Source organism: Lujinxingia vulgaris (assembly GCF_007997015.1).
GTDB lineage: Bacteria > Myxococcota_A > Bradymonadia > Bradymonadales > Bradymonadaceae > Lujinxingia > Lujinxingia vulgaris.
Genome location: NZ_VOSM01000013.1, coordinates 1 through 21348 on the forward strand (window position 1 = coordinate 1; position 21348 = coordinate 21348).

Annotated in this window: 16 protein-coding genes; 11 read left to right on the forward strand and 5 right to left on the reverse strand. The window is 64.9% G+C overall.

The window, feature by feature from the left end; all coding sequences use genetic code 11:
• Positions 1-592: 592 nt before the first annotated feature.
• Positions 593-1219, reverse strand: coding sequence for a gamma-butyrobetaine hydroxylase family protein (locus tag FRC98_RS21755; RefSeq protein WP_230467773.1), 627 nt, complete (start codon positions 1217-1219; stop codon positions 593-595).
• 309 nt (positions 1220-1528) lie between these two features.
• Between FRC98_RS21755 and FRC98_RS18365 the strand changes: the two genes are divergently transcribed.
• Complete coding sequence (locus FRC98_RS18365; protein WP_146982887.1) at positions 1529-1966, forward strand: CBS domain-containing protein; 438 nt, start codon at positions 1529-1531, stop codon at positions 1964-1966.
• A 159-nt stretch (positions 1967-2125) separates the two neighbouring features.
• Here the strand turns inward: FRC98_RS18365 and FRC98_RS18370 are convergent, their stop codons facing one another.
• Positions 2126-3070 carry a hypothetical protein gene (locus FRC98_RS18370; protein WP_146982888.1) on the reverse strand — a complete coding sequence of 315 codons (945 nt, stop codon included), beginning with the start codon at positions 3068-3070 and terminating at the stop codon, positions 2126-2128.
• Between the two features lie 195 nt (positions 3071-3265).
• Here FRC98_RS18370 and FRC98_RS18375 point away from each other — a divergent pair, with 195 nt between their 5' ends.
• The 5 genes from FRC98_RS18375 (at position 3266) to FRC98_RS18395 (ending at position 7589) form a co-directional block, all read left to right on the forward strand.
• Positions 3266-4018, forward strand: coding sequence for a non-canonical purine NTP pyrophosphatase (locus FRC98_RS18375; RefSeq protein WP_146982889.1), 753 nt, complete (start codon positions 3266-3268; stop codon positions 4016-4018).
• A 304-nt stretch (positions 4019-4322) separates the two neighbouring features.
• Positions 4323-4493 (forward strand): hypothetical protein, encoded by a 171-nt coding sequence (locus tag FRC98_RS21760; protein WP_230467774.1) that lies wholly within the window; start codon positions 4323-4325, stop codon positions 4491-4493.
• Between the two features lie 222 nt (positions 4494-4715).
• The gene (locus FRC98_RS18385; protein WP_146982891.1) at positions 4716-5423 is read left to right on the forward strand and encodes a hypothetical protein; all 708 of its coding nucleotides are present in this window, start codon (positions 4716-4718) and stop codon (positions 5421-5423) included.
• Positions 5424-5720: 297 nt separating this feature from the next.
• Positions 5721-6542 (forward strand): hypothetical protein, encoded by an 822-nt coding sequence (locus FRC98_RS18390; RefSeq protein WP_146982892.1) that lies wholly within the window; start codon positions 5721-5723, stop codon positions 6540-6542.
• Between the two features lie 213 nt (positions 6543-6755).
• Positions 6756-7589: a hypothetical protein gene (locus FRC98_RS18395; RefSeq protein WP_146982893.1), complete on the forward strand. Its 834-nt coding sequence runs from the start codon at positions 6756-6758 to the stop codon at positions 7587-7589.
• A 145-nt stretch (positions 7590-7734) separates the two neighbouring features.
• Here FRC98_RS18395 and FRC98_RS18400 read toward each other — a convergent pair whose 3' ends face one another.
• Positions 7735-8265, reverse strand: a complete 531-nt coding sequence (locus FRC98_RS18400; protein WP_146982894.1) for a hypothetical protein — start codon at positions 8263-8265, stop codon at positions 7735-7737.
• 121 nt (positions 8266-8386) lie between these two features.
• Between FRC98_RS18400 and FRC98_RS18405 the strand changes: the two genes are divergently transcribed.
• Positions 8387-10189 (forward strand): DUF4153 domain-containing protein, encoded by a 1803-nt coding sequence (locus FRC98_RS18405; protein WP_146982895.1) that lies wholly within the window; start codon positions 8387-8389, stop codon positions 10187-10189.
• A gap of 15 nt (positions 10190-10204) precedes the next feature.
• Here the strand turns inward: FRC98_RS18405 and FRC98_RS18410 are convergent, their stop codons facing one another.
• Together FRC98_RS18410 and FRC98_RS22190 are read right to left on the reverse strand one after the other, a co-directional pair.
• A complete protein-coding gene (locus FRC98_RS18410) occupies positions 10205-12505 on the reverse strand; it encodes an ATP-binding protein (protein ID WP_146982896.1) in 2301 nt (766 codons plus the stop codon).
• A gap of 463 nt (positions 12506-12968) precedes the next feature.
• On the reverse strand, positions 12969-13499 hold the full coding sequence (locus FRC98_RS22190) for a cupin domain-containing protein (RefSeq protein WP_347342173.1): 531 nt from the start codon (positions 13497-13499) through the stop codon (positions 12969-12971).
• Positions 13500-14280: 781 nt separating this feature from the next.
• On the opposite strand from FRC98_RS22190, the gene hmgA reads away from it, so the two are divergent.
• The 4 genes from hmgA (at position 14281) to FRC98_RS22195 (ending at position 21167) form a co-directional block, all read left to right on the forward strand.
• Positions 14281-15594 carry a homogentisate 1,2-dioxygenase gene (hmgA, locus tag FRC98_RS18420; protein WP_146982897.1) on the forward strand — a complete coding sequence of 438 codons (1314 nt, stop codon included), beginning with the start codon at positions 14281-14283 and terminating at the stop codon, positions 15592-15594.
• 142 nt (positions 15595-15736) lie between these two features.
• A complete protein-coding gene (locus FRC98_RS18425; RefSeq protein WP_146982898.1) occupies positions 15737-16330 on the forward strand; it encodes a hypothetical protein in 594 nt (197 codons plus the stop codon).
• Between the two features lie 272 nt (positions 16331-16602).
• Positions 16603-18315: a M66 family metalloprotease gene (locus FRC98_RS18430; protein WP_146982899.1), complete on the forward strand. Its 1713-nt coding sequence runs from the start codon at positions 16603-16605 to the stop codon at positions 18313-18315.
• A gap of 122 nt (positions 18316-18437) precedes the next feature.
• Positions 18438-21167, forward strand: a complete 2730-nt coding sequence (locus FRC98_RS22195) for a cadherin-like domain-containing protein (protein ID WP_230467776.1) — start codon at positions 18438-18440, stop codon at positions 21165-21167.
• Positions 21168-21348: the final 181 nt, after the last annotated feature.

Genomic DNA, 21348 nt, shown 5'->3' on the forward strand with positions numbered 1-21348 from the left:
AAGCGCTCCTCGAATCTCGATTTTGGGGCTCGGGAGCCTTCGGGGCGATCATGTGCGAGCGGGCGCCGGGGTTCGCGATGTAGGTCGATCTGGCTGAGCGTTGAGGGGCGCGCGGTTTGTGGTTGTGTGGTTGCGGGACGTGGGAGGTCCGCGGGGGTTGGGAGGTTTGTGGTTAGGTGGTTGCGGGGCGCCGGGGTTCGCGGTGTTGGTCGATTCGTGAGGGCGTTGGGGAGGGCGCGCCCGAACTCGAGTACCCGTTCGAGCTCGAGTACCAGGGCGAGATCGAGATCGAGCCCGAGATCGAGAGCGAGCCCGAGATCGAGAGCGAGCCCGAGATCGAGATCGAGCCCGAGATCGAGATCGAGCCCGAGCTACCCGTACGAGATCGAGCTACCCGCTCCCCTCAACGATACTCATCGTTCAACCCCTGCGGCATGGCTACGCCGGGCAGGGGCAGAGCTCGCGCCGAGCGCCCCAGGCCGACGCTGGCTGTGTCGCTGCGTCGTCGCGGTAGCGCTGCTACTCGCTCCTCCTTGCTCCTTGCCAGCCCCGCCCTGGATGCGCTCGGGTTGGGGGGCGTCTGAGCAACTCCTCAGCGATACTCATCGCTCAACCCCTGCGGCATGCACGCCGGACAGGGGCAGATCTCCCGCAGGCGCTGGAACGAGTAGATGCCGGTGTCGTGCCCGTCGGCGAACACGATGTTGATCGCGTAGTTTCCGACCTGGCGCACGTCGACGACTTCGGCCTGGGGGGCCTGGTGTTCGATGAATTTGTGGGGGCCGCTGGTGTGGCCCTGGCAGCGGGCGCAGGGGCAGAAGCCGCGCAGGTAGCGGGTGGGGTAGACCGCCTCGTGGTCGTCGCTGAAGACGATGCGCAGGGCGCGGGAGGCGGATTTGTATTCGATTTCGGTGGGGTGGGGGACGTAGCCCATGAGGTTATGACCGGGGTTTTGGGGGAGGTTGATGGCGAGCGGATGATACGCGGTGGGGGGCGGTTGGGCCAGGGGGGGAGTGGCTGGTGCTGGTGCTGGTGGCTGGTACTCGTGCTGGTCCTCGTACTCGTGCTGGTCCTCGTACTCGTGCTGGTCCTCGTACTCGTACTCGTGCTGGTCCTCGTACTCGTGCTGGTCCTCGTACTCGATCTGGATCTCGGGCTCGATCTCGATCTGGATCTCGGGCTCGATCTCGATCTGGATCTCGGGCTCGATCTCGTCCACGTCCCGGGATTTGCGAACCCAAGACTGTCCATTACGAATCGACCCACATCGCAAACCGCGGCGCCCCACAACCACCTAACCACAAACCTCCCAACCCTCGCGGACCTCCCACGTCCCGCAACCACCTAACCTCAAAGCGAACCCGCCAACGCCCACACGAACCGACCAACTCCGCAAACCCCAAGCCTGGGGGGGCTTGACCGGCTGGCGAGCGCCTTAGCTTTGAGGTGAGTTGAGCGCGGCGAAAGTCGCGCCTGATCCAACCCGTCGACCTGATGATGTACTCCCACCTGAGGGAAGGAGCCCGAAATGATCGAAGCCAGTGAGTTGATGACCGGAAATCCCGAGCGTGCTGATGTGACCGACCCTTTGCGGGAGGTGATTCGCAAGCTCATTGAGCTCGATGTGCGTCACCTGCCGATCGTGGAGAATAACGAGCTGGTGGGGATGATCAGCGACCGGGATCTGCAGGGGTTGATGGTGCCGGATGGCTCCGATCTGGAGGTGATGCGGCTGAGCGACACGCGTTTTGATCAGCCGATCAGCTCGGTGATGCAGGGGGATGTGATCTCGGTGCATCCGGAGACGGACGTCAACGAGGTGATCGAGCTGATGATCGACCAGAAGATCGGGGCGGTGCCGGTGGTCGATCCGATCACCGGGGCGCTGGTGGGGATCGTGAGTTATGTGGACGTGATTCGTCACGCCCGCGACTATTTCAGCGGTGAGGAGAGCGCGACGCTCTAAGACGCCTCCCCCATACCCTGAGGGGCAGCGGCCGGTTGCCCTGAAGGAAAAAACGAAAAAACGCGCAGCGAGAAGCTGCGCGTTTTTTTCATTCAGGGAGCGTGGTGATCTGACGGGCTGGCGAGGCCTGCACCGGTCGCCCTGATTAAAATTCTAAAATTACTCGTAGAGGGCGGGGAGGGTCATGAGGCGTTGGACGACCTCGTCGGGCTTAAGCTCGTTGTGGATCAGGGCGAAGGCGCCCTGGAGGAGGTGGAGGTCGAGGTCGGCGCGTTCGGCGCTTTTGGCCAGGGCGTCGACGACCTGCAGGGATTCGCGGGCGCGGGGGCCGAACTGCTCGACGAGCGCGTCGGCCGGGGTGCCGGGGTGTTTGCCCAGGTGGCAGCCGATCTGGAAGTCGACAGAACCCTTGAGGTGGGTGTCGGCGTAGAGGGAGCCCGCGCCGGCCAGGCCGAAGGTGGTGCGCTCAAAGCCCTGGCGGAAGACGACGTAGCGGGACATCTCGGCCAGGCCGCGGGCAAAGAGGGTGGCCTGGAGGCTGGAGCCTAAGCTGAGGGCGTCGGCCAGGCCGCTGAGCAGGGCGATGGCGCGGGCGTAGGCCCCGCAGATCTCGGCGCCGATGAGATCCTGGGAGCGGTAGACGCGAAAGCTGCCGGACATCATGGCGTCTTCCACCAGATCGTGGACCTCGGGGAAGAGGGAGGCGCAGACGGCGGAGGCGGGGTGGCCGGCTTCGATGTCTGTGCGCAGCATGGGGCCGCCCAGGTAGCCGATGCGCTGGGTGGGGGTCTCTTCCTGGAGGATGGTGGAGACGCTCTTGAGGGTGCCCGGCTCCAGCGCGCGCAGGGTGTGCACGATGACGTGGCGGCCGCTGATGACGTCGCCGACCTGGCGGGCGATCTCGCGGCAGCGGGCGATGGGGGCGGCGAAGATGATGAGCGTCGACTCGGCCAACTCCTCCAATTCCACCCTCTCCCCGGGCAGCTCATCCTCCTCACATAACTCGCCGGGGTGCCAGACCTTGATGTCGCAGGCGCCCATGGCGAGCAGATGGCGAGCGACGTCTCCGACGCCGGTGGAGCCGACAAATCCTACGCTGATCATGGGGGAACCTCGGGGGTGGGGGTGGCCGTGGGAGGGGGCGCGGGTAAAGGGCGTTGTGGCCGGGCTCAAAGCCTGATAGAGCGCGGCCCACGAAAGGGTGATGGCGCCAGAGCGCGCCGCTTTGCCGGGTGGTGTCAATGCCCTGGCGAGCAGCGCGGCGTCGAGAGAATGGTACGAGACAAGGTGTAGGTCCAGATGGAAGAGCTTTCAACCTCGACGGTGCCCGAGGGGGCGTTTGTGATCGCGACGGGCAACGCCGGCAAGCGACGCGAGCTTGCGGCGAGCCTTGGCGAGCTGCTGGATGCGCGCTGGGAGGTCTTTGACCGCAACAGTTTTCCGCGGCCGCTCGACGAGGTGGAGGAGGACGCCGACACCTTTGAGGGCAACGCGATCAAAAAGGCGTTGTGGACGGCGCGCGACACCGGGCGCGCCTCGCTGGCCGACGACAGCGGGCTTGTGGTCGACGCGCTGGGCGGGGCGCCCGGGGTGTACAGCGCGCGCTACAGCGGGGAGGGGGCGACCGACGCCACCAACAATCAAAAACTCGTCGAGGCCATCGGCCGGCTGGATGCCACGCAGTGGGCGGGGGAGGCCGGACCCGCGGCGCGCTTTGAGACGGTGCTCTGCCTGGTGCTCGGCGCCGATGTGGTGGGCCGCACGCTGCTTGCGCGCTGCGGTTTGACGCTCGAAGAGGTCCCGATGGGCGCGCCCCGCAACGAGGGGGAGCTTGTGCGGGTCGGCGAGTGGGCGGTGGTGTGGTTTCGCGGCCGCGTCGATGGTCGGATCGTGGTGGAGGCGCGTGGTGAGGGCGGCTTTGGCTACGATCCGCACTTTTATGTGCCTTCGCTGGGTCGCACGATGGCGGAGCTGACGTTGGAGGAGAAGGGGGCGATTAGCCACCGGGGGGTGGCGTTAGGGAAGTTGCGAGCATTCTTCGGGTTGGGGTGAGCCGAGCGCCCCAGGACGACGCTGGCTGCGTCGCTGCGTCGTCGCGGTAGCGCTGCTACACGCTCCTCCTGGCTCCTTGCCAATCGCCGCCCTGGATACGCTCGGGTTGTGCCGAGCGCCCCAGGACGACGCTGGCGGTGTCGTCAGGGATTCGCAGTAGCGCTGCTACAGCTTCATCCCTGCCTCCTTGCCAGGCGCCGCCCTGGATGCGCTCGGGTTGGTCGTTGTGCGTGTGGTTGTGTGGTTGTGTGGTTGTGGGGCGTCGGGGTTTGCGGGGTGGGGCGATTCGTGAGGGCGGTCGGGGGTGTGCGGTTTCGAGTACGAGGACCAGTACGAGTACGAGGACCAGGACGAGTACGAGTACGAGTACGAGGACCAGTACGAGTACGAGGACGAGGACCAGTACGAGTACGAGGACGAGACCGAGATCGAGATCGAGCCCGAGACCGACTTCGCCCGCCCTCACCTCCCCTGAAACGCGCTTTTAAAGGGGGTGCAGGATGTCTTAGCCCCGGCCCTCGGGCCTGTGGTAGACCTCGGGCACGCACATAATCCCGCTATCTATTCTGTCGAAGGGGCCGGTCCCCTTCCCTAACTCTGGCGAGTCGCTGTGATTTCAATTCGGGTACGTTGGACGGTGTTGGCACTATTTTTGGCCCTGCTCACAGGCGGGGGGTGCACGCCCACGACGACGTTGATGAGTGCGCGGCAGCTGGAGGCGGGGGAGGTGGCGCTGGGTGCCGGGGGAGATTGGCCGGGTCAGGAGTACTGGCCCCGGATGACGGCGTATGGGGTGGTGGGGGTCGCGGAGAAGGGCGATCTGGGGGTGTTGGGGGGGTATGATTTTGTGTCGGCCAACCTGGGGCTGAGCGCGCGGATTTATCCCGATGAGGGGTGGATGCTGGGGGTTCAGGCTGAAGGTCGGCGAGATGTGTGGCGGAGTCGGGACACGAGCGAGCGGCCGGATCCGGGGGTGGATGATATCGTGGTGACCTCGCGCATCTCGACGGCGGTGCGGGAGCGGGGCGGTGTGTATGTGGGGCTGGAGGGGACGTTGCTCAGCGGGTGGTCGTACAACTCGGAGACGGAGACGTCGACGCTGCGGCTGTGGGGGTTGGGCTTTGGGGGCTTTGTGGGGGCGGAGCGACGCCTCTCAGAGGGCTGGAGTTTGCAGGCGGAGATGATGCTGCGACCGCTGCTGATCAACACGTATTATGAGCGGATCGACGTGTTTGAGTTTGTCGACGAGGGCATCGGGTTTCAGGGGAGCGTGGGGGTGAATTACCGCTTTGGGGGTGGGGAGGAGGCGCGGCCGACGCGCAGTGAAGAGGTGCCGGGTGAGGAGGAGGTGCCGGGAGAGGAGGAGGTGCCGGGGTATGATGGGGAGGGGGTTCCGCTCTTTTAGAAGCGTTTGAGTGGGGGGGGCGGGTTGTGGTTAGGTGGTTGGGTGGTTGGGTGGTTGTGGGGCGCCGGGGTTTGCGGGGTGGGTCGATTTGTGAGGGCGTTGGCGGGTTCGCTTTGAGGTTAGGTGGTTATGTGGGCGGATGGGGCGTCGCGTTTGAAGTATTGCGATCCGGGGGCGTACCTGTGTTAGTAGGTCGGGAACCGAGTGTGACGAAGGAGTTGATGAGGGCGCAGTGCGCTGAATGAGCGTGGCCGACTGGCGAGCTGTCGTGAGTGGCCGGCGATACAGGGAGTTGGGATGGTTTCGATGAGGTTAGGTGTGAAGGTGGGCGCGCTGGCGCTGGCGCTGAGTCTGGGGGCGGGGTGCTCGTTCACGACGATGGAGACCGCTCGCCAGCTCGAGAGTGGCGAGGCGGTGGTGGGCGGGGCGCTGGACTGGCCGGGGCTTTTGTACATCCCGCGGGCCTCGGCCTACGGCAAGGTGGGAGTGGGGGATAAGGCCGACCTGGGGTTGCAGGGGGCCTTCGCCTTTGCGACGGCCAACGTGGGGGCGACCGCGCGTGTGTATCCGACCAGCTGGCTGACGATGAGCCTGCAGACCGACGCGGTCTTCGTGGTCGATGATTTTGGGAGCCTCTTTGGGACGGTCGATAATAACGCGGCGCTGCTGGTGTTTACGCCGCGGATCTCCACGGCCGTCAACGGCGATGACTTTCTCTACGGGGGGATTCAGTCCAACCTGCTCACGGGCTGGGAGTACGATGAGAGCGGCGTCAACACGGTCTACACGTTTCAGGGCGCCACCATCGGCGGGTTTGCAGGCATCGAGACCGATATCTCGCCGGGCTTAAGCCTGCAGACCGAGCTGATTTTGATGCCGGTGACCGTCGACGACGCCGGGGTCAACGTGATCTTCTCGGAGGGCGGGCTGCCGGCGCTCTTTCAGTGGAGCGTGGGGCTGAACTACCGCTTCGGCGGGGAGGCGGAGGTGGTGCGGCGAATGGAGCCGAGCGTGGCACCGCAGCGCGAAGCGCAGCAGCCTGCGCAGCCGAAGCGGGCGCCGCAATCCGAGCCGGAGCCCGCTCCGGAGTACGATGAGGGCGGGGTGCCGATTTATTGAGGGTAGTGGATGAGGGGGGGCTCGTTTTTGTGCTCGTGCTCGAGCTGGTAGGGGTGCACGACCTCGACCCGGGCTCTTTGCAGGAGCCCGGGCTTAAACGCGGGCCGGGCCTTATGGACGGGCGCGAGCTTGTGCACGCCCCGGGGTTTGGGGTCGGATGGTGTGCACGGAGAGCGTACGCATTTTCCTAAGACGGGAAGCTGTGAGGGGCCGATGGCATGGGAACGTGAAGGGACAGGGTCGACGCCGGGTTGGAAACGCTGGGTGCTGGTCCTGGTCATGGGGCTGGCCCCGACCGTGGAGGCAGGGTGCTCGTTGACGAGCCGGGAGACCGCGCGCCAGCTTGAGCAGGGTGAGGTGGTGGTCGGCGGCGGCATCGACTTGCCGGGGAACGAGTCGGAGCCACGGATATCGGCGTATGGCAAAGTCGGGGTGGGAGAGCGGGCGGACCTGGGGTTGCAGGGCGGGTTTGCGTTCGCGACGACGAATGTGGGCGCGTCGGCGCGTTATTACCCAACCCGCTGGTTGACGCTGGGCCTGCAGACCGAGGGAATCATCGTGGTCGACACCAACAACGCTGACTACGAGGACTACGCCGCGGGGCTTGTGGTGACGCCGCGGATCTCCACGGCGGTCCGGGGGAAGATGCCGCTCTACGTCGGGATGCAGGCCAACGTGCTCACCGGCTGGAAGTATCGGGAGAACAGCAGAGAGACGCGCTTTGGGTATGAGGGGGTACTCATCGGCGGGTTTTTGGGGATGGAGGGAAAAGTCGTCTCGCCGGCGTTGAGTTTGCAGATGGAGTTGATCGCGATGCCCTGGACCGTGACCGACCAGGGAGCCTCCATGGTGGGGGGAGATGTGGTGATTATCCCCTTTCAGTGGAGCGTGGGGCTGAACTACCGCTTTGGCGGGGAGCCGGAGGCGGTGGAAGAGATGGCGCCGAGTGAGGCTCCGCGGCCGGTGCAGCCGGAGCCGCCAGCCGAGCCGGCGCCGGAGCCGGAGCCGGCGCCGGAGCACGATGAGGGTGGGGTGCCGATTTATTGAAGGCTGTGGATGAAGGGGGGCGTGCTGGTGCTCGAGCTCGACCTCGCACTCGACCTCGATCTCGATCTGGTACTGGTGCTCGATCTCGTTCTCGATCTCGATCTCGACCTCGTTCTCGGCCGCGGGTTCGAGTGAAACCTTGAGGTCAGGCAGAGGGGGAGGGACGATCCTCGTCGTGGGGATGGGTGCGGTCGTGGCGGATCATGACGATGGTGGCGTCGTGGTGGAGGGCCTGGAGGCGCCCGAGCTGCTGGTCGGCCTGGTCGCGGAGCTCGGCCAGGGGGAAGTTTTGAAGTTCGGGGTGCTGGTCGCAGGCCAGGAGCAGGGCGCGCCAGAGGCATTGTTTGGCGCGCACGCCCCCCTGGAGGCCTTCGAGCTCGAGGACGCGGCTTAAGGGGGAGTAGCGCACCACTTCGTTGTTGAGTTTGAGGCGGCCGAGTTTCTCGGCGACCCGGGCGCTGACGCCTTTGACGCGGGAGGGGGAGACGTCGAGGGCGCGCAGGATGTTGCGCAGCACCGTGGCCTCGTCTTCGATCTCATCGGCCAACTCGCCGACCTTGCGGCCGATGGGGTTGGCGGTGTTCTGGGAGGCGATGCGCCTGGCGAGGCTTAGCCCGGCGGTGGCCGCGGCGTAATGGTCCTGGAGGTAGGTTTCGAGGTAGTGTTTTTCGCTCATGGTCACGTCCGTTGGGGGCGAAGGGTGGGTGAGCATCGTTTGAAAGATGCGCACGTGGGCGCCGTCTACCAACGGGTGGGGGTGAAGAGGGTCCGAGACTGGCGGCGAAAGGGAGGTGGTGATGCAGGCGATGATGGTGCGTTTCCTTCAAAATTTTGGTGCGATGGCCCGGCAGGCGGCGCGTCGGCATCCGCTGGAAGTCGCGATGGGGCTGGGAGTTGCCGCGTTGCTCAGCGGCGGGGTGGAGCAGCTCTGGAGAGATGAGCTCGTGATCGCCTGGACACTGACCGCGGTGCCGGCGCTGATGTGGGTGTTTGCGGTGAGTTACCTGCACATCCTGAAGGCGCTGAAGGTGGGCTGGCGTGTGGCGCTCAGTGTGGTGGGGCTCGGGGTGTGGAGCGGGTGGGCGTGGACGCTGAGCGGGGAGTTTGTGGACGCCGAGATCTGGCGTGTGGGCCTGGCCTCGGTGGGGCTTGTGGCGCTGCTGATGGTGGTGGGGCTGGCGGCGCAGAAGAGCGCGGTGGGGGCGCGGCTGCGAACCTGGCGCGCGGCGTATCGGCTCTGGCTCTACGGGGGGATGAGCGCGCTGTATCTGGGGGCGTTGTGGGTGGGGCTGGCGCTGGCGGTGTACTCGGTGGACACGCTCTTTGACCTCAGCGTCGATGGCGAGCTTTACGGGCACCTGGCGGCCTGGATCTTCGGGCCGGGCTTTGTGTGGATGTTGGCGGCGCGCACCGAGGAGATCTTCGATTTTGAGCAGGAGGTGGGTGCCGAGGCGCAGCCCTGGAGCCATCGGCTGGGCTTCTATCTGACGCTGCCGCTTGCGTCGGTTTATCTAGTAATTACCTATGCTTACGCGATCCGTGTGCTGGTGGTAGGGGAGGCCCCATCCAACGTGCTCTCGCCACTGATTCTGGGGGCGGGGGTGCTGATGTGGATGTCGCTGGAGCAGGTCGAGGTGATGCGGCGCAAAGGGGGTTATGAGACGCTGGTGCGCGTGGTCGATGCGCTGCCGGTGGTGGTGGGGCCGATGGTGCCGCTTGCGATCTGGGCGGTGTTTGAGCGCATCGGGCAGTACGGCTGGACGGAGTTTCGTTATGTGCGTCTGCTGGCGCTGGCCACCCTGCTGGCGATCTGCGGGGTCGGGGCGGTGGGCTACATCCGGCGGCGTCCGATGGGGCTGTGGGTGGTGCCGGTGGTGGTAGCCGCCGGGACGCTCGTGGGCGCGCTGGGGCCTATCAGCGCGCCGGCGGTCGCCGAGCGCAGTCAGGTGGTGCGCCTTCAGCGGGAGATCTCGGCGCAGGGCGTGGGGGACGCTCAGGGGGCGATCGATGTCGATAAGGTTTACGCGAACCTGAGTGGTGGGGGGCGCGAGGTGGCCGCGCTGGCGTATTATGTGCACGAGCATTTTGGCGACGACGCGCTCGCGCAGTTTGTGCCGGCGAGCCTCACGCCGGAGGAGCGCGCGAGCTGGGAGAAGCGGCTGTGGGAGGCGCGCTGGGGATCGAGTGAGGGCGAGGGCCTGCGTGTGGTGAGTTTGAGCGCCGATCAGGTCGCTTTTGAGGTGATAATGGCGGCGACCCTCTATCCCTTTTCGTATGTGGTTTATGGCGAGGAGGGGGAGCCAACGTTGCTTACGACGACGGAGGGCGCGTCGCTGGAGGTGTGGGCGGAGGGCGCGACGCTGATCGTGGAGGGGGAGCAGGGGCGGTGGCGCGGCGATCTGAGCGCCCATGCGGCGATGGCTCGAAACTACGCCTCGAGCGGAGAGCTCGATGGGTCGATGCGCCGTGTGGTGCTTGTCGATGAGGCGGGCGCGCGTCGCGGTGAGGTGGTGCTCGATGTGCTGGGTGTTCGCGTTGGTGCCGAGGATGCGAGCGTGATGATCCAGCGTGCCAACGGGCTGCTGGTGGTGGATCGCTGAGAAGGTCGGCGGCGCTTACGAGGTTGCGGTGGCCCGGGAGATGAGCGACTCGAGCTCGGTGCTGGGGAAGGGTTTTGCGAGCACGGTGAAGTCGCCCGACTCCAGAAAGTCTTTGCTCTCGGCGCTGTAGGCGCCGCCGGTCATAAAGATCATGCGCCGCGCCAGGGCCGGGTGCGCTTCGCTGAGGCGCTGGTAGAGGCGCGCGCCGCCGATGGCGGGCATCTCCAGGTCGCAGACGATGAGGCAGGGTTGGGCGCCGGCCTCAATGGCGTCGAGGGCGTCGGAGGCCGACTCGAAGGTGTGCAGGGTAAAGCGCGACTGAAGCTGGCGTTTGAGCGCGCGCAGCAGCATGGCGTTATCGTCGATGAGGAAGACGCCGGTGGGTGCTGGTGAGGTTGTATCCGCGTCGGGTTGCGCGGGAGCGGGCGACGCGTTGGCGTCGGCGCTTGGGTTCGAGGGGGCGGTGGGGTTTTGCTCAGCCGGAGCGCGATCATCGCGAACCCCGCCAGGGGGTGTCGGCACGGGGGTGCGCGTGCGGGGTGGGGCGTGCAGCGCGCCCGGGGGCGGCGTGGTGATGGTGACCGTGCTCAACCAGCGCGTAGGGATGATGAGGCGGAAGGTCGTGCCCTGGCCCGGGGTGCTCTCGACGTCGATATCTCCGTTCATCTCCGCGACAATCTTGCGGCAGATCGACAGCCCCAACCCCGTGCCCTCGCCGATGGGTTTGGTGGTGAAGAAGGGCTCAAAGATGTGCTCGAGCTGCTCGGGGGCGATGCCATGGCCGCTGTCGCTGACCTCGATGATGAGGTGATTGTCGGCGCGGCGCGCGCTCACGCGCACGTGGTTTTTTTCGGGGGTGCCGGGCTCAATGGCCTGCACCGCGTTGACCAGAAGGTTGAGCAGCACCTGGGAGAGCCCCGACTCGTTGAGCATCGCCGAGGGAAGATCGTCGATGTCGCGGATGAGTTGTGCGCGCTGGCGCACGCGATGCTCGACCATCAAGAGGGTGGAGTCGAGGACGGTGGCCACGTCGACCGGGTAGATGTCGTCGGTGGGCGTGCGGGAGAGGTCGCGCAGATCGTCGACGATCTTGCGCACCCGGCGAGTGCCGTAGTGGACGTCTTCCAGGCTGGCCAGCAGGGTGTCGCGGTCGATGGCGTCATCAGCGATCTTTTCGAGCAGGTATTCGACATTGGAGGCCACATAGGCCAGCGGGTTGTTGATCTCATGGGCGACGCCGGCGGCCAGGGTGCCGGCGGTGATCATGCGATCCATCTGAGCGATGCGGCTCTGCAGCTCGTGTTCCTGCGAAAGATCGGTAATGAGCAGCGCGTGCACGTCCTGGTTTTCGAAGATGGCGGTGAAGATGCTCAGTCTGATCGCGAGCTGCTCGTCGCTGGCGGTGTGCAGCATGGCGAGGATGTTCTGGCTCTGGCCGTTGAGCAGGCTCTGGAGCGGCTCGCCCTCCGGGTTTGTGAAGAGGGTGGTGGCGTGGAGGGATCTCAGGCTCTCGTCATCGTAGCAGCCCAGCTCCTTGAAGCTGGCGTTGCCGTAGATGGCGTTGCCATCGGCATTCAGCAGAACGACCCCCTGGGGGGTGCGCTCCATGATCTCGAGCAGAGTGTCGCGGGCGACGCGCTTGGTCTCTTCGTGCAGCTCCTGAAGGCGGCGCTGGCTCTCGTTGTTGCGCTCCATCAGCCAGCGTTCGATCTGGTAACGCGCCCAGAACATCATCAGCGTGGCCAGGAGAAGTCCGACCATGGAGACGGTCAGCATCGACCGGTGGTTGTTGATGGTGACCACCGTGCGCAGGTCGATCTCGGGGATCGGCTCCACATAGAAGTAGGCCATCACCGCCAGCGCGACCGCCATCCAGAACCACAGCGCTTTGGAGGGGCCGGCCATGGTGATGGAGACCACCGGCACGAGCAACAGCCAGAAGAGCACCGGCGAGTAGATGCCGCCGGTGTGCAGGGTGAGCACGATGAGTACGACCGAGAGGACGGCGCAGGTCTGGTGGGCGAGCCAGACCTCGTCGCCGGTTTTGCGCATGCGCCAGATGGCCATCAGCCCGATCACGCCGGCGGCCATCAGCTCGGCAAAAAGCATGAAGCTGTCGAAGATGGTGATGTACATCAGCGCAAAGACGGGCGCCCAGATCCACAACCCCAGCCCCAGAAGGGCGGCGACGCGGTGTTTGTAGGCTTCGTAGCTCCTGGCTTCGCGCAGCTCCGGCGGCGTGAAGAAGTTCACCGGTGGCGAGAAGAGCAGGGGGATGCGAGGCGCATCGGTGGGCGGGGCGCAGGGCCGGGGCATGATGGGGAGCTCCGAGGAGGGGGGACGAGGAGCGGGAGGGGAGAGGCCGAAGCGGGTCGGCCGGCGAAGCTTAATATAATGTTACAAGTAGGATCAAATTTCGCTCAGACTAGAGCAGGGGGGAGGATCAACGCGCGACGAGACGGCTAAAAGATCGAACCTTTAAAACAACTTAGGCCATCCACGCCCGCGTGGCGCGCGCATTAAAAAGTTTGCGGCGCCCGGTTGGGGCTGGCAACGCCCCGAACGGGGGTGGTGGTGGGCTCGACCCCCTGATTGGCGAGGGAGGGGGGAGCCCGGTGAGGTGTCAGGTGGGTGGTGTGGTGGTGGAGGGCCGACCCTGGGTCGCACAAAGCCGAGCCACGATGCGGGTGATGCACGACCGTGGGTCACACAAAGTCGAGCCATGATGCGGGTGATGCGCGACCGTGGGATGGTAAGCCTCGCCGCCGGGTGGGTGCTTTTAGTCTTCGTCGGCAGGGGTGTTGAGGCGATCGCGAAGGCGGTCGGGGAGCCCGTCGTGGGGGCCGAGCGGGGGGCGCTCGATATCCCAGTAGAAGTCGGAAATCTCGCGGTTTCGATCCTCATCGTGGGCGTAGTAGCAGAGGTTGTCGTCGCGGTGGCTGTCGCCGATCACCAGCAGGCGCGCCGGGGTGTCGGTGTTGTTGATGAAGGTGTGGGCCTGGCCTGTGCCGGCGACAAAGCCGACGGCGTCGCCGCAGCTTAAGCGGTGGAGGTGCCCGTCCATCCAGACATCGGGGCTGCCTTCGAGCACGTAGATGAACTCATCTTCGGTGCTCTCGGCGTGGGGCCAGGAGGTGCGGCGGCCGGGGGGCAAGACTTCGTGATGGATGCCAAAGTGGCGCATGCCCAGATGTCGGCCCAGGGGGGAGCCGATGCTCAAGAGCTCGTCGCTGCCCGGGTAGGTGGCGGTGTCGGGGCGCTGGATCTCGCGCCAGTGCACGATGTTTTCGGGACGCGGGGCCAGGCGCACGTAGAGCTCGACGGGGCCCTGGCCATCGATGGGATGAAACTCCAGAAAGACGTGCTCGGTGGGCAGGCGCTGCTCCTCGCCAAACGCGCGCATCGCGCCAAAGCTCGTGCCGATCTCGGTGACCGGCGCGCGGTGGCTGAGGTGAAGCCAGCGCTGGCGCGGCAGGTGAAGGCGCTCCAGCCCCTCGGGAGTGGGGGCGTCAGGGTGAACTTCGACGCCGACGAACTGGGTGTAGATGCCCTCCTCGACCTTCAGTGAGACATCGAGAAGATGGCGGCCGCAGCGGCCTTCGATGCGCTCGTAGCGTTCCAGAAGTTGGCGGTTGGCGGCGGGCACGGCCGTGGAGAGCTCGGCCATGGGAACCACAACATAGAGGCCGACAAGGTCGAGGGCGTCGAGAACGGTGGGGGCGATCGAGGGCATCGGTGGGCTCCATGGAGAGTGGCGAAAAGCGCGCAGGGTTTGTGAGAGGCTTAAGGTGTAGCGCGTCGGTGGGAGCGGTGCAAAGTCGCGTGTTTATGCGGGTCATGCACGACCCTGGGACGCACAAAGTCGCGTGTTTATGCGGGTCATGCACGACCCTGGGACGCACAAAGTCGCGTGTTTATGCGGGTCGTGCACAACCGAGGGTCCGACACCTTTGCCGAATCTGCTGCGGCAAAGTGTCGGGGCAAAGCGCGCAGCGTTGCCACTGTGCGGCCGGCGCGTTATCCACAATGGGCGAAACGCATCGTGCCCACTTATTCAGACGTGGTTTGCAGACACTGGCCGGAGAGACGCTATGACGCTTGAGTACATGACCGGGTTTGGCAACGACTTTGAGACCGAAGCGCTCGAGGGGGCGCTGCCCCGGGGGCGCAACTCGCCGCAGCGCGCGCCCTACGGGCTTTATGCCGAGCAGCTCTCCGGCTCGCCATTTACCGCGCCGCGCAGCGCCAATGAGCGCAGCTGGCTCTACCGCATTCGCCCCTCGGTGCGGCATATGGGCGAGTATGAGCCGGTGGAGGTTAAGCATTGGCTGAGCGCGCCGACGACCGAGGGCGGGGGATTGCCGATCGGGCAGCGGCGCTGGGATCCGGTGGCGATCCCCGAGGAGCCCACCGGCTTTGTTGACGGCGTACGCACCATCTCGACCGCAGGCGACGTGGTGGGTCAGACGGGCATGTCGGCGCACCTCTACCTGGTCAACCGAAGCTCGGAGGATGACTATGTGATCAACGCCGATGGCGAGCTGATGTTCTTGCCCCAGGAGGGCTCGATTCGGCTGGTCACCGAGATGGGCGTACTGGAGGTCGAGCCCGGCGAGCTGGCGGTGATCCCGCGGGGGATGGCGTTTCGCTTTGAGCTGATCGACGGGCCGGTGCGCGGCTACCTCTGCGAGAACTACGGCGGTAAGTTCACGCTGCCGGAGCGCGGCCCCATTGGCGCAAACTGCATGGCGAACGCCCGCGATTTTAAATACCCGGTCGCTTATTTTGAGGATGTGGAGCGCCCCTCTGAGATTCATATCAAATGGTGTGGTCGTCACTATGTGACGAAGATCGGGCATAGCCCGCTTGATGTGGTGGCCTGGCACGGCAACTACGCGCCCTACAAATACGATCTTCGCGACTATTCGCCGATCGGCGCGATCCTCTTTGACCACCCCGACCCCTCGATCTTCACCGTGCTCACGAGCCCCTCGGGGGAGGCGGGCACGGCGAATATCGACTTTGTGATCTTCTCCGATCGCTGGCTTGTGGGCGAAGACACCTTCCGGCCGCCCTGGTACCACCGCAACATCATGTCGGAGTTTATGGGGCTGATCTACGGGCAGTACGACGCTAAGGAAGAGGGCTTTTTGCCCGGCGGCATGAGCCTGCACAACATGATGTTGCCGCATGGCCCGGACACCGACGCCTTTGAAAAAGCCTCGCGCGCCGAGCTCAAGCCCCAGAAGCTCGAGGGCACGATGGCCTTTATGTGGGAGACGCGTCTGCCCCAGCACCTGACCGATTACGCGGCGGGGTTGGACACAATGCAGAAGAACTACATCGACTGTTGGAAGGGGCTGAAAAAACGCTTCGACGGCACGCTCGAGGGCGACTGGAGCTGAGCCGGGCGGCGACGTTGCGGGGGGGGGGCGAGCGATCTCAAAAAGTTAGATCGTTGTCGGTCCTCTCGCGTTGAAGGTGGCGAGCTCGTCGCGGTGTGGTGGCGAGCGTGGTGGTTTTCATACTCGAGATCGCGAGGACGTGATGATGATTCGAAACAGATGTTTGCTCGTAGGAAGTCTTCTGGTGCTGCTGGCCGGCTGTGCTCACAGGAGCGTGGAGCGCACCGTCAGCGCCGACGCCGTGGGGGAGTCGGGCCAGACGCGTCAGGTCAACTATTTGCACTCCCCGCTGGGGCCGGGCTCTCCTGATGAGGAGACGCCGGGCGGGGTGCAGCGCTCGGCGGTCGCCGATGAGGCGGAGCTTAGCGCGCTGACGGAGCGTGAGGTATGCATTCGTTATGTGGCGCGCACCTACATCGATCTTGATGAGCCGCTCTCCTTTTATGAGGTCAAACTCAACGGCCATCCGGTGGCCTTTGATAATGAGGTGGTCAGCGTGGTGGACCACTTCTATTCGGGGCGAGAGAGCGTGTTTGCGGCCGAGGGTGTGGTGGCCGAGACTTTTAGCGCGATCAACGTGACGCGGCCGGCCGAGAAGTCCTACCGGGTGATCGAGCGGCGCGCCGAGGTGTGCGGGCCGCGCAGCACCACCGGCCGAGAGCTTTTGGAGCTGAAGATCCCGGAGGGGCCGCTGGATGATACCTGGGGGCAGAAGTTCGCCTGGACGGTGCGCTGAATGTTCAAGCGCAGATAAAAAACGGGGGGCGGGCAATTTGGCGCTATCACGGGGCGATGTCCAAGCCTGGATGGATAATATCGTGTGATGGGACGTGAGCCGGGGCGTGCAATCGAGGGTCGGGATGTGTAAATATACGTTTGTTTACATCAACCCTTCTCCACCGCCCCACCTTCGCCAGCGGCGCGCGATGTTGCTCTACGCGCGTGCGTGGGGGGCTGAGCTGCTCGCGTGCCTGGGAGCGGCAGGTGGTCCTGGATCTGAGGTCTTCGATGACTGCGCCCTCCCCCTCCCTCGCCCGGTCCGCATCAACCTTCGCCCGGGCTAAGATCGGCGCGCTGGTGCTCGCACTTTTGCTCGCCGGCTGCGGCCAGGACGTCGCCCCGGTCTCCGAGGATCTTCGTGATCGGCCGGACCTTCCTGACGCCTCCGGCGATGCGGGGGATGCACGCGACGCCGATCGTCCCGATACCCCCGGCTCGCCAGACAGCGACGAGGTCTCGGACATCGGCGAAGATCCGATGGATGGCGGCGATAGCCAGCTTCCGGATGCCGGCGAGCCGGACACGGACGAGCCCGACGCGGAGGTTTTGGAAGATGCCGACGCTGACCCGGTGGATGTTGGCGAAGATCCCGATCCGGCGGAGCTCTCGCTGCAGATCGATCGGGTGGAGATCTTTCAGACCATCGCCAAAACCCCCTGGCTCGACGGGGCGGCGAACTTCGATCCGACGCCGATCATCGCTGGTCGCGACACGCTTTTGCGCGCCTCGGTCGATGTGCCGACCGGCTGGAGTGTTAGCTCGGTGCGCGCCGAGCTGATCGTGGTCGGGGCCGGCGGCGCGCAGACTCTTTTGGAAGATACGCGCGTGGTCAGCGCCGATTCGCTGCCCGGCGATCGAAGCTCGGCCTTTGAGTTCGAACTTCCCGGCGGTGAGATCGAGGTGGGCGGGCAGCTGCGCCTGCGACTTATCGAGGATGCCCCGAATGGCGAGCTCCTGGCGCGCTGGCCGACCGACGGATCGGCCTGGCCGACCGGGGCCACCGCCGAGAGCGGAGAGCTGCACCTGGTGCTCGTCCCCATGCGTTTTGATACCGACGGCTCCGGCCGTCTCCCCGACACCTCGCCAGGCCAGCTCGCGCTGATCGAGAGCGCGCTGCGCGCGCTCTACCCCTTGCACAGCCTGCGCCTGGAAGTGCGCGAGCCCTACAGCTGGAGCGGGTCTGTGCGCTGGGGGAACTTCACCCAGGCCCTGCGCGACTTAAAGATCGCCGACGGTGAGGATGAGGCCTACTACTACGGCCTGATTCAGCCGGCGGAGACCTTTGAGGCCTACTGCGGCGGCTCCTGTACCACCGGGCAAAGTTATACGGTGAGCAGTGCCACGGCCTACACCTACCGGGTGGGCGCGGGGCTGGGGTACGCGGGAGAGCGCTGGGTGGGCACGTTGATCCACGAGCTGGGGCATATGCACGGGCGCGGGCACGCGCCCTGCGGGGTGAGCTGGTGGAGCGATGATAACAACTACCCCCACGCCGGCGGCGATGTGGGCGTGTGGGGCTGGGACAGGCGCAGCGATGCGCTCATTGCCCCCGATGATGCGGCCGATTTTATGGGCTACTGCTCCCCTTCGTGGATCTCCGACTACACCTACCGCGGGCTTTTCGATCGCATGAGCGCGGTGCGCGAAGCCGCCTCAAACCAACGCGCGCTTCCGCCCGGGGTCTATACGCCGCTGAGCTGGAGTCGCAGCGAGGAAGCTGCGCTCGGAGCGCCGCGCTTTGAGGCCAACCCCACCACCGGCGAAGTCGCGCAGGTGCGTTTTCTCAATGAGGCTGGCGAGGTGGTGGGGAGCATGCCCGCGCCCCTGGTGCGCTTCTCCCACGAAGATCGTTTTGAGGTGCTGCTGACCAGGTTCCCCGAAGATGCCCGCCGCGTGCAGGTGGAGGTCGAGGGGCAGGTGCGGGAGGTGGAGCTTCGCTGAAAGTTCAGGTGTGAGGCGTCTTCTTTTTGCGGCTCGGGCAAGAAGTCCGTACAAGGAGAGCATTCGAGCAGGGTTGTACGAATCACGGGCGGTGCTCCGCCTTAATGCTGAGGAGTGATGTGATGAAGTGGATTCGAGGTTGGACAGGAGCCGTCGGGATGGCGGCGTTGATGGCGATGCCTTCGGTGGCTGCGGCTGACGATATCCTGTTTTTCGGAAATCAGGTTGAATTTAGAAACGACCTCGAGGTGGTTCTCACCGCGCAGGGCCATACGGTGACCAACGTCGCGACCTTGCCTGCAGACTTGCAAGGGTTCGATTCGATCTGGTCCTTCTACGCGACTCAGGCGCTTCCAGCGAACGAGCGCAACGCACTTCAGGCTTTCGTGGAGCGGGGCGGAGGCGTTTACGTCACAGGAGAGCGACCCTGCTGTGAGGTAAACAATGATTCGGTTCAGGCGCTGGTCAACGCACTCACCAACGACGGAGTCCAGGTGGGTGACTTAGGCGACATTGCCGCGCCTTATGTCTTTGAGCCAGCCGCGATTGGGGGAATCACCACCACTCCGAATGTTCTGACGACTGTGCAGATGAATGCCGCCGGCGGAATGAGCGGGGTTCCTGCGGAAAACGTCATCATCCGAGGCGAAGGAGGCACGCCCGTAGGCGCGGCCTGGACATCCTCCGACATGGTGGGGGGCCGGGGTCGGATGGTCGTGGCGATGGACATTAACTGGATGCAATCGAGTGAGGCGGCGACCTTTTCGGAGAATATTCAGACCTTTTTGTGCAACGACGTCAACGGCAACGGAGTTTGCGCCGCGAACGAAGGTTCGATCGTAAGTTTCGACGACGCCTTTGAGGTGGACGAAGATCAGACCCTCTCGCAGGCGGCGCCGGGGGTGTTGGATAACGATGATCATCTCGATGGTGAGCCTTTGAACGCAGTGCTCGTCGACGACGTGGCAAACGGTCAGCTCACCCTCAACGCCGATGGATCCTTTACCTACTCGCCAGACGCCAACTTCTTCGGCACGGACACCTTCACCTACGTCGCGACCGACGGCACGGAGGATTCGCAGCCGGCGACGGTCACGATCACCGTCAACCCGATCAACGACGCGCCGGTGGCCGTGGAAGATGCCTACGAGGTCGATGAGGATCAGACGTCGAGCGTCACCGCCGAAGACGGCGTTCTGGCCAACGACAGCGATATCGAAGACGACATGCTCGGCGCACTTTTGATCGACGATGTTCAAAACGGCGAGCTTACGCTCAACGCCAACGGGTCGTTTATCTACACGCCGGACGCGAACTTCGCGGGCACCGACACCTTCACCTATGTGGCTTTTGATGCCGACGAGCAGTCCAATGAGGTGATGGTCACGCTGACGGTCAACCCGGTCAACGACGCGCCGGTGGCCGTCGATGATGCGCGCACCGTCTTTGAAGATTCGCCGCTGGAGATCGTGGCGCCCGGCGTTCTGGCCAACGACATCGACGCGGACAACGACGCGCTCAGCGCGGTGCTCGGCGACGCGCCTGCCAATGGCGATGTGGTGCTCAACGCCGACGGCAGCTTCACCTACACGCCGGATGCGAACTTCTTCGGCACCGACACCTTCACCTATGTGGCCAACGACGGCGCGCTGGACTCGGCGCCGGCGACGGTGACGATCACAGTGACGGCGGTCAATGATGCGCCCTTCTTTGTGGAGCCCACGCCCGAAGATGCCTCCGAGTTTGACGTGGTCGAGGGCGATCTTCTGGAACTTCAACTCGCCGGCGAAGATGTGGACAGCGCGCCGCTGACCTACGGCGCCGAAGATCTTCCCGCGGGCGCGCTGCTCGATGAGACCACCGGCGAGCTGATGTGGTCACCGACCTGGGATGAGGCCGGCAGCTACGAGGTTGTGATCTCGGTGACGGATGGTGAGCTGAGCGACGAGCGCACCATCACGTTGGTCTCGACCTTCCTGGACGAAGACGACGACGGGCTTCCCGACACCTGGGAGGTGTCTGTGGATCTGGACCCGACCACCGCCGACAGCGACGGCGACGGCATCTCGGACGGTGACGAAGTCGGCGACGATCTGGAGAACCCCATCGACACCGATGAGGATGAGGTGATCGACGCGCTCGATGAGGACAGCGACGGCGACGGCGTCCCCGATGCCGATGAAGCCGGCGACGATGACCTGGCGACGCCCGCGATCGATACCGACAACGACGGCACCCCCGACTTCCGCTCCCCGGACAGCGACGGCGACGGCGTGGAAGACGGCGATGATAACTGCCGCCTGGTGGAGAACGCCGACCAGATTGACACCGACGGTGATGGCGTGGGCGACGCCTGCTCGGGCGATAACGACGGCGACGGCGTCGAAGACGAGATCGACAACTGCCCGCTCATCGCCAACGACGACCAGGCCGACCTCGACGAAGACGACATCGGCGACGTGTGCGACGGCGACATCGACGGCGACGAGGTCGAAAACGACGATGATAACTGCCCGCTTATCGAGAACACCGATCAGTCCGACATCGATGGCGACGGCATCGGCGACGCCTGCGATGAAGACATTGACGGCGACGACCTGACCAACGAGGAAGAAGACGATCTGGGCACCGACCCGGAGAATCCCGACAGCGATGAGGACGGCTATGAGGATGGCGAGGAGGTCGAGCAGGAGACCGACCCCAACGATCCTTATAACTTCCCCGGAAGCTGGGAGTCGCTCTCGGGCGGGGGATGCTCCTCGACGGGGTCGACGCCGGGCAGCATGCTCTGGGTTCTGGCGGCGTTGGGCGCGCTGGGTGTGCGTCGCCGCCGCGTTGAGAAGGGCTGCTAAGCCGACCTGCTAGGAGCTGCGCTCGTGAGCGCAGACGCCCCGCACCTTCTCAAAAGGTGCGGGGTTTTTTTATGCGGATGCGGGAGGCAGTGAGGCGAAAAGGAAGCTTTCGTGACCGACCCAGGGTCGGACGAAGTTCAACGTTTATGCGGGTGATCGACCTCTCGCGTGGCAACCGAGC